This window comes from Pseudomonas sp. (genome assembly GCF_036387035.1).
Taxonomy (GTDB): domain Bacteria; phylum Pseudomonadota; class Gammaproteobacteria; order Pseudomonadales; family Pseudomonadaceae; genus Aquipseudomonas.
Map to the genome: position 1 here is coordinate 1 of NZ_DASVUM010000216.1, position 11614 is coordinate 11614.

13 protein-coding genes are annotated in these 11614 nt (G+C 59.2%); 10 read left to right on the forward strand and 3 right to left on the reverse strand.

Features of this window, described 5'->3' with window-relative positions; translation table 11 throughout:
* The 8 genes from VF672_RS20135 to VF672_RS20170 form a co-directional block, all read left to right on the forward strand.
* Positions 1–441 (forward strand): rRNA adenine dimethyltransferase family protein (locus tag VF672_RS20135; protein WP_331106299.1); only part of this gene is annotated, 441 nt, incomplete at its 5' end.
* A 118-nt stretch (positions 442–559) separates the two neighbouring features.
* Positions 560–940 carry a Co2+/Mg2+ efflux protein ApaG gene (apaG, locus tag VF672_RS20140; RefSeq protein WP_331106300.1) on the forward strand — a complete coding sequence of 127 codons (381 nt, stop codon included), beginning with the start codon at positions 560–562 and terminating at the stop codon, positions 938–940.
* Positions 940–1824 (forward strand): symmetrical bis(5'-nucleosyl)-tetraphosphatase, encoded by an 885-nt coding sequence (locus VF672_RS20145; RefSeq protein WP_331106301.1) that lies wholly within the window; start codon positions 940–942, stop codon positions 1822–1824. Before apaG ends, VF672_RS20145 begins: the two co-directional genes overlap by 1 nt.
* Positions 1825–1880: 56 nt before the next feature.
* Positions 1881–2201, forward strand: coding sequence for a thiosulfate sulfurtransferase GlpE (glpE, locus tag VF672_RS20150; protein ID WP_331106302.1), 321 nt, complete (start codon positions 1881–1883; stop codon positions 2199–2201).
* A gap of 287 nt (positions 2202–2488) precedes the next feature.
* Positions 2489–4411 (forward strand): PrkA family serine protein kinase, encoded by a 1923-nt coding sequence (locus VF672_RS20155; RefSeq protein WP_192173109.1) that lies wholly within the window; start codon positions 2489–2491, stop codon positions 4409–4411.
* A 118-nt stretch (positions 4412–4529) separates the two neighbouring features.
* Positions 4530–5801, forward strand: coding sequence for a YeaH/YhbH family protein (locus tag VF672_RS20160; RefSeq protein WP_331106303.1), 1272 nt, complete (start codon positions 4530–4532; stop codon positions 5799–5801).
* On the forward strand, positions 5798–7360 hold the full coding sequence (locus VF672_RS20165) for a SpoVR family protein (RefSeq protein ID WP_331106304.1): 1563 nt from the start codon (positions 5798–5800) through the stop codon (positions 7358–7360). Before VF672_RS20160 ends, VF672_RS20165 begins: the two co-directional genes overlap by 4 nt.
* Positions 7361–7430: 70 nt before the next feature.
* The gene (locus VF672_RS20170; protein ID WP_331106305.1) at positions 7431–8660 is read left to right on the forward strand and encodes a multifunctional CCA addition/repair protein; all 1230 of its coding nucleotides are present in this window, start codon (positions 7431–7433) and stop codon (positions 8658–8660) included.
* Between the two features lie 45 nt (positions 8661–8705).
* Here the strand turns inward: VF672_RS20170 and folK are convergent, their stop codons facing one another.
* Both folK and folB read right to left on the reverse strand, forming a co-directional pair.
* Complete coding sequence (gene folK / locus VF672_RS20175) at positions 8706–9233, reverse strand: 2-amino-4-hydroxy-6-hydroxymethyldihydropteridine diphosphokinase (protein ID WP_331106306.1); 528 nt, start codon at positions 9231–9233, stop codon at positions 8706–8708.
* On the reverse strand, positions 9224–9577 hold the full coding sequence (folB, locus tag VF672_RS20180; protein WP_074886956.1) for a dihydroneopterin aldolase: 354 nt from the start codon (positions 9575–9577) through the stop codon (positions 9224–9226). The genes folK and folB overlap by 10 nt, the downstream gene beginning before the upstream one ends.
* Positions 9578–9651: 74 nt before the next feature.
* On the opposite strand from folB, the gene plsY reads away from it, so the two are divergent.
* Positions 9652–10221 carry a glycerol-3-phosphate 1-O-acyltransferase PlsY gene (gene plsY / locus VF672_RS20185; protein ID WP_331106307.1) on the forward strand — a complete coding sequence of 190 codons (570 nt, stop codon included), beginning with the start codon at positions 9652–9654 and terminating at the stop codon, positions 10219–10221.
* Between the two features lie 47 nt (positions 10222–10268).
* Here the strand turns inward: plsY and tsaD are convergent, their stop codons facing one another.
* A complete protein-coding gene (gene tsaD, locus VF672_RS20190; protein ID WP_331106308.1) occupies positions 10269–11294 on the reverse strand; it encodes a tRNA (adenosine(37)-N6)-threonylcarbamoyltransferase complex transferase subunit TsaD in 1026 nt (341 codons plus the stop codon).
* A 196-nt stretch (positions 11295–11490) separates the two neighbouring features.
* Here tsaD and rpsU point away from each other — a divergent pair.
* A partial coding sequence (gene rpsU, locus VF672_RS20195; RefSeq protein WP_331106309.1) for a 30S ribosomal protein S21 occupies positions 11491–11614 on the forward strand: 124 nt, incomplete at its 3' end.

The window sequence follows — 11614 nt, forward strand, 5'->3', positions numbered from 1 at the left end:
CTGCTGCAGAACGCCTACCTGATCCGCGACATGCACTTCATGCTGCAGAAAGAAGTGGTCGAGCGTTTGGCGGCAGGTCCTGGCGGCGGTGATTGGGGTCGCCTGTCGATCATGGTTCAGTACCACTGCCGCGTGGAGCACCTCTTCAATGTCGGCCCGGGGGCGTTCAATCCGCCGCCGAAAGTGGATTCGGCGATCGTTCGTCTGGTGCCCCATGAAACCCTGCCGCACCCGGCCAAGGATCACCGCGTGCTGGAGCGCGTCGTCCGCGAAGCCTTCAACCAGCGCCGCAAAACGTTGCGCAACACGTTGAAAGCCCTGCTGACCAGCGAGGAAATCACCGAAGCCGGTGTCGATGGCAGTCTGCGTCCTGAGCAACTGGACCTGGCGGCGTTTGTGCGCCTTGCCGACAAGCTCAGCGAAAAGCCTGTCGCCGCCTGACCTTCTGGAGACATGTCCGGTCAAAGCCTCGTTACTTGCTTATCCGTGACATGTCCTAGACTGACGTTTAACCCAGCCAATTCCGGATCTTTCCGCTCTCGCTTTTAAGGCCTCTTGCATGTCTGATTCTCGTTACCAGGTCGACGTCAGCGTCGAGACCCGTTTCCTTGCAGAACAATCGCAGCCTGAGCAGAACCGCTTCGCCTTCGCCTACACCATCACCGTGCACAACAACGGCCAGTTGCCGGCCAAACTGCTGTCGCGTCATTGGGTGATCACCGACGGCGACGGTCAGGTCGAAGAGATTCGCGGCGACGGCGTTGTGGGACAGCAACCGCTGATCCAGCCTGGGCAGAGCCATACCTACACCAGCGGCACCGTGATGACCACCAAGGTCGGCAATATGCAGGGCGCCTACCAGATGCTCGCCGAAGACGGAAAGCGCTTCGACGCCATCATCGCTCCGTTCCGCCTGGCCGTCCCGGGGGCGCTCCACTAATGGCGGTTTACGCAGTCGGCGACCTGCAGGGCTGCCTGGAACCGCTGAAGTGCCTGCTTGAGCGTGTGGCTTTCGAGCCTGGCAAGGACACACTCTGGCTGGTCGGCGACCTCGTCAACCGGGGCCCGCAGTCACTGGAAACTTTGCGTTATCTTTACGCCATGCGCGACTCGATCGTCTGCGTGCTGGGCAACCATGACCTGCATCTGCTGGCCGCCGGCCGCAACATCGAGCGCCTGAAGAAAGGCGACACGCTGCGGGAAATCCTCGAAGCGCCGGACGCCGTCGTGCTGCTCGACTGGCTGCGCCAACAGAAGCTGATGCATTACGACGCCGAACGCGATATCGCGCTGGTGCACGCTGGGATCCCGCCGCAGTGGACGCTGAAGAAAGCACTGCGCTGTGCCGAAGAAGTGGAAGAGGCGTTGCGCGATGACAACCGGTTCGAGCCCTTTCTCGACGGCATGTACGGCAACGAACCTGCCAAGTGGGACAAGGATTTGCAAGGTGTCACTCGGCTGCGTGTTATCACCAACTACTTCACACGTATGCGCTTCTGCACCAGCGACGGCAAACTTGATCTCAAGGCCAAGGAAGGTCTCGACAGTGCGCCGGCAGGGTACGCGCCGTGGTTCAAGCACAAAGACCGCAAGACCAAAGGCATGAGCATCATTTTTGGCCACTGGGCTGCGCTTGAAGGCCGATGTGACGAACCCGGGATCTATGCGCTGGACACGGGCTGCGTCTGGGGCGGCGAAATGACCCTGCTTAACGTTGACACGCGAGCGCTGATCCATTGCGATTGCGACGAGCGCGGTAACGCCAGATTGGTTGCCCCTGCGGCGCCCGTTGTCAGCGAGCCGACGCCGCTGCAGCAGCAGTAAAATTCTCTCCCTGTTCTCGACCGTTCGAGGACCCGACGGCCCCAGGAGCCCGAGCCATGACTGACTTCAAACGTATTTCACCCGAACAAGTCCATGCCCTGCGCGAACAAGGCGCTGTGCTGGTGGACGTACGTGATGCGCAGACCTACGCGACCCACCGCATTCCGGATTCCCATCACCTCGACAACCATTCCATCGCCGACTTCATTCGCCAGGCCGATCTGGACAAACCGTTGGTCGTCCTCTGCTATCACGGCAACTCCAGCCAGAGCGCGGCGGCCTATCTGGTGGGTCAGGGCTTCTCCGAGGTGTACAGCATGGATGGCGGTTTCGAGCTATGGAAAACCAAATTCCCGGCTGAAACCACGCAAGGCTGATCCAAAAATATTTTTGCCGACCGCTATCCCGCGTCCTACGCGGGCTCGCGCCCTCATCTGACGAACGGGTAGGCCCTCTTCACCCGCATTGCTTCTTTCTCTGCCCGAATCCGAACTACTCTTAGCCTCAGGCCATCCGAATCAGGGGAGAGCCGGTACACCGGCGCGTGGGTCATCGGTAGCTACTTTTATGGTGTTTGGGGGGTAATGGCGGCCGCGTGATCGGCTTCCATCCAGCATCGACTGACGATCCGCCGCCGGCTCCACGTATCGAGCGAGGTGACGTCATGAGTATTTTTAGCCACTTCCAACAACGCTTTGAATCGACACGCCAGGAAGAGCTTTCGCTACAGGAGTATCTCGAGCTCTGTAAAACCGACCGCAGCGCATACGCTTCCGCCGCAGAACGTCTGCTGATGGCCATCGGTGAGCCTGAGTTGTTCGACACCTCGACCAACTCCAGGCTGTCCAGAATCTTCTCCAACAAGGTGATTCGGCGCTATCCGGCGTTTGAAGACTTCCACGGCATGGAGGACTGCATCGAGCAAATCGTCTCGTACTTCCGCCACGCCGCGCAGGGCCTGGAGGAGAAGAAACAGATCCTTTACCTGCTCGGCCCTGTAGGCGGCGGCAAGTCGTCCCTGGCTGAAAAACTCAAAACGCTGGTTGAAAAAGTACCTTTCTACGCCATCAAAGGGTCCCCGGTTTTCGAATCCCCTTTGGGCCTGTTCAAACCCACCGAAGACGGGACGATCCTCGAAGAGGACTACGGCATCCCGCGTCGCTACCTGAACACCATCATGTCGCCCTGGGCGACCAAACGGCTGGCCGAATTCGGCGGCGACATCAGCCAGTTCAAAGTGGTGAAGCTCTACCCTTCCATCCTGAACCAGATAGCCGTGGCCAAAACCGAGCCCGGCGACGAGAACAACCAGGACATCTCGGCGCTGGTGGGTAAGGTCGACATTCGCAAACTCGAGGAATACCCACAGAACGACGCCGACGCCTACAGCTACTCGGGCGCGCTGTGCCGGGCCAACCAGGGCCTGATGGAATTCGTGGAAATGTTCAAGGCGCCGATCAAGGTGCTTCACCCGCTGCTCACCGCCACCCAGGAAGGTAACTACAACAGTACCGAAGGCTTGGGCGCGATTCCGTTCACCGGCATTTTGCTGGCCCACTCCAACGAATCGGAATGGCACAGCTTCCGCAACAACAAGAACAACGAAGCCTTCATCGACCGGATTTACATCGTGAAGGTGCCGTACTGCCTGCGGGTCAGTGACGAGATCAAGATTTACGACAAATTGCTGTTCAACAGCTCGTTGGCAAAAGCCCATTGCGCACCCGATACGCTGAAGATGCTGGCGCAGTTCACCGTGTTGTCGCGCCTGAAAGAGCCGGACAACTCGAATATTTACTCGAAGATGCGCGTTTACGACGGTGAGAACCTCAAGGATACAGACCCGAAAGCCAAGTCGATCCAGGAATACCGCGACAGCGCCGGTGTCGACGAAGGCATGAACGGACTCTCGACCCGGTTCGCCTTCAAGATTCTTTCGAAGGTCTTCAACTTCGACCCGCACGAGATCGCCGCCAACCCGGTCCATTTGTTGTACGTGCTGGAGCAGCAGATTGAGCAGGAGCAGTTCCAGGCCGAAACCCGCGAGCGGTATCTGCGTTTCATCAAGGAATACCTGGCGCCGCGCTACATCGAGTTCATTGGCAAGGAAATCCAGACCGCCTACCTCGAGTCTTACAGCGAATACGGCCAGAACATTTTTGACCGTTACGTGCTTTATGCGGATTTCTGGATTCAGGATCAGGAATACCGCGACCCGGAAACCGGCGAAATCCTCAACCGCGTCGCGTTGAATGAGGAGCTGGAGAAGATCGAAAAACCGGCGGGCATCAGTAACCCGAAAGACTTCCGGAACGAGATCGTCAACTTCGTGCTGCGCGCCCGCGCCAACAACAACGGCAAGAACCCGACCTGGCTGAGCTACGAGAAGCTGCGGGTAGTGATCGAGAAGAAAATGTTCTCGAACACCGAGGATCTGCTCCCGGTCATCAGCTTCAATGCCAAGGCCAGCAAAGAGGATCAGCAGAAGCACAACGATTTTGTTACGCGAATGGTCGAGCGGGGCTACACCGACAAACAGGTAAGACTACTGTCCGAATGGTACCTACGGGTCCGGAAGTCGCAGTAAGGCAGCTGCAAGCGTCAAGCTGCGAGCTGCAAGACAGAAGCAGGTGAAATCTGAGGTCCGGATAATCGCTTCTACTTGCAGCTTGCAGCTCACCACTTGAAGCTCCCCGGAGGGGCCTATGAGCTATGTGATTGACCGACGTCTCAACGGCAAGAACAAGAGCACGGTAAACCGCCAGCGCTTCCTGCGTCGCTACCGTGATCACATCAAGAAGGCAGTAGAAGAAGCCGTCAGCCGACGCTCCATTACCGATATGGAGCACGGCGAACAGATCAGCATTCCCGGAAGGGACATCGACGAGCCGGTGCTGCACCATGGTCGCGGTGGCAAGCAGACCGTCGTTCATCCCGGTAACAAGGAATTCACCACGGGTGAGCACATCGCACGTCCTCAGGGTGGCGGCGGTGGCAAAGGGCCTGGCAAGGCAGGCAACGCCGGCGAAGGCATGGACGAGTTCGTGTTCCAGATCACCCAGGAAGAATTCCTCGAGTTCATGTTCGAAGATCTGGAACTGCCTAACCTGGTCAAGCGCAACCTGACGGGCACTGACACGTTCAAGACCGTTCGTGCGGGCATCAGCAATGAAGGCAACCCTTCGCGCATCAACATCATCCGCACGTTGCGCTCGGCACATGCGCGGCGCATTGCACTGTCCGGCAGCAGCCGGGCCAAGCTCCGGCAGGTGCTGGCTGAGCTCGAACGCCTGAAGATCGAGGAGCCCGACAACTTCGGCGACATCAAAGCGCTGGAAGTAGAAGCCGAGAAGCTTCAGGCGCGCATTCGCCGCGTTCCCTATCTCGACACCTTCGACCTCAAATACAACCTGCTGGTCAAACAGCCGAACCCCAGTTCCAAAGCGGTAATGTTCTGTCTGATGGACGTCTCAGGATCAATGACCCAGGCGACCAAAGACATCGCCAAGCGCTTTTTCATCCTGCTCTACCTGTTCCTCAAGCGTAACTACGACAAGATCGAGGTGGTCTTTATCCGCCACCACACCAGCGCACGGGAGGTCGACGAGGAAGAGTTTTTCTATTCCCGCGAAACCGGCGGCACCATCGTTTCCAGCGCATTGAAGCTGATGCAGGAAATCATGGCCGAGCGCTATCCCACCAACGAATGGAATATCTACGCGGCGCAGGCCTCTGACGGCGACAACTGGAATGATGATTCGCCCATTTGCCGCGACATTTTGATCAAACAGATCATGCCTTTTGTGCAGTACTACACCTACGTCGAAATCACTCCGCGCGAGCATCAGGCGCTGTGGTTTGAATACGAGCGCATCGGCGAGGCCTTCGCCGACACATTTGCCCAGCAACAGCTGGTGTCTGCCGGTGATATCTATCCGGTGTTCCGTGAACTCTTCCAGCGCAGGTTAGTGACATGACCGCTAGAGAGCAGAAGCGCCAACCCCTTTCCACGGGTTCAGAGTGGACGTTCGAACTGATCCAGGCCTACGACCGGGAAATCAGCCGCATTGCCGAACGTTACGCGCTGGACACTTACCCCAATCAGATTGAGGTGATCACCGCAGAGCAAATGATGGACGCCTACGCGTCAGTCGGGATGCCGCTGGGTTATCACCATTGGTCCTACGGCAAACACTTCCTCAGCACGGAGAAATCCTACTCACGCGGCCAGATGGGTCTGGCCTACGAGATCGTCATCAACTCCGACCCGTGCATCGCGTATCTGATGGAGGAAAACACCATCTGCATGCAGGCGCTGGTCGTGGCCCATGCCTGCTACGGGCACAACAGCTTCTTCAAGGGCAACTACCTGTTCCGCACCTGGACCGACGCCAGTTCGATCATCGATTACCTGGTCTTCGCCAAGCAGTACATCATGCAGTGCGAAGAGCGCCACGGGATCGATGCGGTCGAGGACCTGCTCGACTCCTGCCACGCGCTGATGAACTACGGCGTCGATCGCTACAAGCGGCCCTACCCTATCTCGGCGGAAGAAGAACGCCGCCGGATGAAAGACCGGGAGGAGCATCTGCAGAAGCAGATCAACGATTTGTGGCGCACGATTCCGAAAAGCACGAGCAAGAGCGACAAAGAGGACTATTCGCGCTTCCCGGCCGAGCCTCAGGAAAACATCCTCTATTTCATTGAAAAGCACGCCCCGTTGCTGGAGCCCTGGCAGCGTGAAGTGGTACGGATCGTTCGCAAAATCGCCCAGTATTTCTACCCGCAGCGCCAGACTCAGGTCATGAACGAAGGCTGGGCCACGTTCTGGCATTACACGCTGATGAATGACCTCTACGACGAGGGGCTGGTGACGGATGGCTTCATGCTCGAATTCCTGACCTCCCACACCAGCGTTATTTACCAGCCTGGCTTCGACAGCCCCTACTACAGCGGCATCAACCCCTACACGCTGGGATTTGCCATGTACCAGGACATCAGGAGGATGTGCGAGCACCCGACCGATGAGGACCGCCACTGGTTTCCTGACCTGGCCGGCACCGACTGGCTCACGGCAGTGAAGTTTGCGATGAGCAGCTTCAAGGACGAGAGCTTCATTCTGCAGTACCTGTCGCCGAAGGTGATTCGTGATCTGAAGCTGTTCAGCATTCTGGACGATGATCAGAAGGACGATCTGCTTGTGCCCGCCATTCACGATGAAACCGGCTACAGGATCATTCGCGAAACCCTCGCCGCCCAGTACAACCTGGGCAACCGCGAGCCCAATGTGCAGATTTACAGCATTGACCGTCGCGGCGACCGCTCCTTGACCCTGCGTCATCAACAGCACGACCGTAAACCCTTGGGGGATTCCACGGACGAAGTGCTGAAACACCTGCACCGGCTGTGGGGCTTCGACATCCACCTGGAAACGCTGCAAGGCGACCAGTTGATGAAAGTCCACCATGTGCCGCCGAGAAGCGAACACGCTGACAGTGAATATCCCCGGCTGGACCTGGCGGTCGTCCACTTATAGAGCATGAGCGTTTCCAGCCTCCGCGATCGCGACTTAAGGTTTATCCTGTCGCCCTCATGGAGGCTTTTTTATGCAGATTTATAAAGTTGGCGGCGCGGTGCGCGATCGCCTGCTTGGCAAACCGGTCACTGACATTGACTGGGTGGTGGTGGGCGCGTCAACGGAGGAAATGCTAGTCAAGGGCTACCGACCAGTGGGCACGGATTTTCCGGTTTTCCTGCACCCGCTGACCGGCGAGGAATATGCGCTGGCCCGCACCGAACGCAAGACGGGTAAAGGCTACGGCGGCTTCGTATTCCATGCGAACCCGGACGTGACGCTGGAGCAAGACCTGATCCGCCGGGACCTTACCATCAACGCAATTGCCGAAGACAAGAACGGCCAACTGACCGATCCCTATCATGGCCAGCAGGACCTGGAAGCCCGAGTATTGCGTCACGTTTCCCCCGCATTCGCCGAAGATCCACTGCGCGTCCTGCGCGTGGCGCGGTTCGCCGCGCGGTATGCCGGGGACGGGTTCACCATCGCTCCGGAAACGCTGGAACTCATGCGCCAGCTCAGCGGCTCGGGTGAACTCCAAGCGCTGACACCGGAGCGCAGCTGGAAGGAAATTTCCCGTGCGCTGATGGAAAAGGACCCGCAGGTATTCATCGAAGTCCTGCGCGAATGCGGGGCTCTGCAAGTGCTGATGCCGGAAGTCGACGCGCTGTTTGGCGTGCCTCAGCCGGAGGCGCACCACCCGGAAATCGACACCGGACTGCACGTGCTTAGCGTGTTGCATCAGTCTGCCGTGCACCGCCAGCCGCTGAGCGTGCGCTGGGCCTGCTTGCTGCACGACGTGGGCAAGGGACTCACGCCGCAAGACAAATGGCCGAGCCATATCGGCCACGAGCACGACGGGCTCAACGCGATCAAGGCCGTCAACCTGCGTTTCAAGGTGCCGAGGGACTGCCAGGAATTGGCGTTGCTGGTGGGCGAATTTCACACCCATGGCCACCGTGCACTGGAACTGAAGCCCTCGACATTGCTGGACCTGCTGCAAAGCTTTGACGTGTACCGCCGACCGCAACGCTTCGAGGAATTCATCGCCGCCTGCGAAATGGACGCTCGAGGCCGCAAGGGGCTTGAGAAACGCACGTACCCCCAGGCCGAGTACCTGCGGGGCGCTGCCGAAGCGGCACGTCAAGTCGCGGTGCAACCCCTGCTGGCGAAGGGGTTTCAGGGTCAGCAGCTGGGCGAAGCGCTCAAACGGGAACGGCTGGATACGCTGAAGGTGTATAAGGCGTCCTATCAGCTTTGATTGGGGCCGCCACTCAGTCTGGCGGCCATACCATAGTGGCGCCTGTCAGGCCGACGCCAGCAGGGCGGCCGGAGTGACTGGCTCGCCGCGCCATTCAAAGGCAACCGGCCACAGTATTTGCTCGATCTTCGCCTCGGACCAAAGCCGGGCGAACGAGACGCCAGCTTCGGGGTGCAAGCGCTGCGGCGCGATCAGCGACAAGGGCCAGAGCACGAACGCATTTTTGAGGATTTCGGCGCGGGGCAGAACCAGGCCGTCGAAGTTACCGACCTGCTCGTCGTACAGCAGCACGTCGATGTCCAGCGGCAAGCCTTTGCGATCGGGGGCGTAACGGCCGTTATCGGCTTCAATGAATTTGAGGCGGCGGTCCAGCTCCATCAGCGGAAGATCGGTCAGTGCGGACACCACGAGGTTGAAAAAAGGCCCGCTTTTGATCCCCACCGGATGACTTTCAAACACGGGTGAGCAGGTCATATCGGTGAGAAAGCCGGCAAGGGCGTCGAGACCCGCGCACAAGTGTCGCTCTCGGTCGATATTGCTACCCAGTCCCAGAAAAATCCGTGTCAGCGACATCCGCGCTCGATCTCCACCCCGACGCCCTTTGCCGCTGGCACGGCTCCCGGCTTGGTCAATTTGAGGTGCAGCCAGGGGATATTGAACTCACTCATCAGCACTTCAGCCAGACGCTCGGCAAAAGTTTCAACAAGCTGGAATTGGGAAGCTTCGGCGAAGGCCTGAATCCGCGCGGAAACACTGGCGTAGTCAAGCGCCTTGCTGAGGTCGTCGCCTGCGGCTGCAGGCCGGTTGTCCCAGGCAAAACTGAGGTCCAGACGCAGGCACTGGCGAATGCCACGCTCCCAGTCGTAGGCGCCGATGACGGTATCGACCTCCAGACCTTCTATGAAAACTCTGTCCAAGCCTGTCTCTCCGCTGCACGACAAGGGCGCGATGCGCCGTTAGAATCAAGGCATCCTCGCCCGGAATGGTTAGCATGTTTTGGTTACTGGCGATCCTCGCCTACCTGCTCGGCTCACTGTCCTTCGCTATTCTGCTCAGCCGCCTGACCGGCAGTCCGGACCCGCGCGCCAGTGGCTCGGGCAATGCCGGCGCCACCAACATGCTGCGCCTGGCGGGTAAAAAACTCGCTGTGCTGACCCTGATTGGCGACGTCTGCAAGGGCATGATCCCGGTTCTGATCGCCAGAGGGCTGGACCTCGACCCACGCCTGCAAGCCTGGATCGGACTCTGCGCAGTGCTGGGGCATCTGTTCCCGCTGTACTTCCGTTTTCGTGGAGGCAAGGGCGTGGCCACTGCCGCCGGCATGTTGCTGGCCCTGTACCCGCCAGCCGCCCTGCTTGCCATGGGCGCCTGGCTGTTGACGTTCTACCTCACCCGCACCAGCTCACTGGCATCGTTGATCGCCACGCCGCTGACCCTGCCCCTTCTCGCATGGCAGGAACCCCACGCCTTGCTGCCGATGAGCGTGCTGACACTGCTGATCGTCTGGCGGCATCGGGGCAATCTACGCGACCTGTTTGCCGGGCGCGAACGGCATTTCTAAAACGACGATCCGATACCGACTCAACCCCCGCTCGCACCGGCCCGGCATCAAAGGCCCGGCAGTTGCTCCATCGGCCAGCGCGCCTGCACGGTAATGCTCAGACTTTCCCTCTGCCCTGCCTGCAAACGCTGGCAACCGGCAAATGCGATCATCGCGCCGTTGTCGGTACAGAACTCAGGCCGCGCGTAGTACACATTCCCGCCTACCCCCCCGAGCATTTGCTCCAGGGACAGGCGCAACGCCTTGTTCGCACTCACGCCGCCGGCAATGACCAGCCGCTTCAGCCCGGTCTGCTTCAGCGCGCGCTTGCACTTGATGGTCAAAGTGTCCACCACCGCTTGTTGGAAGGCCAGCGAGATGTCGCAACGGGTTTGCTCGCTGTCGTCCCCAGCGCTCTGGCACTGCTGCCACGTGTTCAGGGAGAAGGTTTTCAGGCCGCTGAAGCTGAAATCCAGGCCCGGTCGATCCGTCATCGGCCGTGGAAAGACGAAACGTCCGGCCACACCGGATTGCGCGAGACGCGAAATCTCCGGACCGCCGGGATAATTCAGTCCCATCATTTTCGCGGTTTTGTCGAATGCCTCGCCGGCGGCGTCATCCAGGGTTTCGCCAAGCAGCTCATAAAGACCGATGCCATCAACGCGAACCAGCTGGGTGTGGCCGCCGGAAACCAACAAAGCGACGAACGGAAACTCGGGCGGATTTTCCTCCAGCATCGGCGCCAACAGGTGCCCTTCCATATGGTGAACACCCAGTGCCGGAATGTCCCACGCGAACGCCAACGCCTGTGCGCATGACGCTCCCACCAGCAGGGCGCCGACCAGGCCCGGGCCGGCCGTATAAGCAATGGCATCGATCTCGGTAACGGCGCAGTCCGCCTCGGCCAACACCTGACGAATCAAGGGCAGCATGCGTTTTACGTGGTCACGCGAAGCGAGCTCCGGCACCACGCCGCCATAGACGCGGTGCAGGTCGATCTGGCTGAATAATGCATCGGCAAGCAGCCCGCGTTCGCTGTCGTACAGCGCGACACCGGTCTCATCGCAGGATGTTTCCATTCCCAGTACTAGCATTGGGTACGCCTTGTGGAGGCTGAATTCGAAGGCGCGCATAATAGTCGCCGCTCATGCCTGCGACCAGTGGTTTTCGATCAGAGGCTTTGCATTCCGCGAAGCAAGGGGTTAACATCCGCAACCCTTAAAAACCGACGTACTTAGTGCAAGCGTTGCATTAAGCGTTGACCCCGGTAATGAATGAAGGTAGCTCTGGATGCCAGCCGTCAAAGTTAAAGAGAACGAACCCTTCGACGTAGCTCTGCGTCGTTTCAAGCGCTCCTGCGAAAAAGCCGGTGTTCTGGCTGAAGTTCGTAGCCGCGAATTTTACGAGAAGCCGA

Excerpts from the sequence above, each read along its gene's own strand:
- apaG (WP_331106300.1), top strand. The coding sequence starts at position 560 with ATGTCTGATTCTCGTTACCAGGTCGACGTCAGCGTCGAGACCCGTTTC.
- glpE (WP_331106302.1), top strand. The coding sequence starts at position 1,881 with ATGACTGACTTCAAACGTATTTCACCCGAACAAGTCCATGCCCTGCGC.
- folK (WP_331106306.1), bottom strand. The coding sequence starts at position 9,233 with ATGTCGCTGACACGGATTTTTCTGGGACTGGGTAGCAATATCGACCGA.
- plsY (WP_331106307.1), top strand. The coding sequence starts at position 9,652 with ATGTTTTGGTTACTGGCGATCCTCGCCTACCTGCTCGGCTCACTGTCC.
- VF672_RS20145 (WP_331106301.1), top strand. The coding sequence starts at position 940 with ATGGCGGTTTACGCAGTCGGCGACCTGCAGGGCTGCCTGGAACCGCTG.
- VF672_RS20170 (WP_331106305.1), top strand. The coding sequence starts at position 7,431 with ATGCAGATTTATAAAGTTGGCGGCGCGGTGCGCGATCGCCTGCTTGGC.
- VF672_RS20165 (WP_331106304.1), top strand. The coding sequence starts at position 5,798 with ATGACCGCTAGAGAGCAGAAGCGCCAACCCCTTTCCACGGGTTCAGAG.
- tsaD (WP_331106308.1), bottom strand. The coding sequence starts at position 11,294 with ATGCTAGTACTGGGAATGGAAACATCCTGCGATGAGACCGGTGTCGCG.
- VF672_RS20155 (WP_192173109.1), top strand. The coding sequence starts at position 2,489 with ATGAGTATTTTTAGCCACTTCCAACAACGCTTTGAATCGACACGCCAG.
- VF672_RS20160 (WP_331106303.1), top strand. The coding sequence starts at position 4,530 with ATGAGCTATGTGATTGACCGACGTCTCAACGGCAAGAACAAGAGCACG.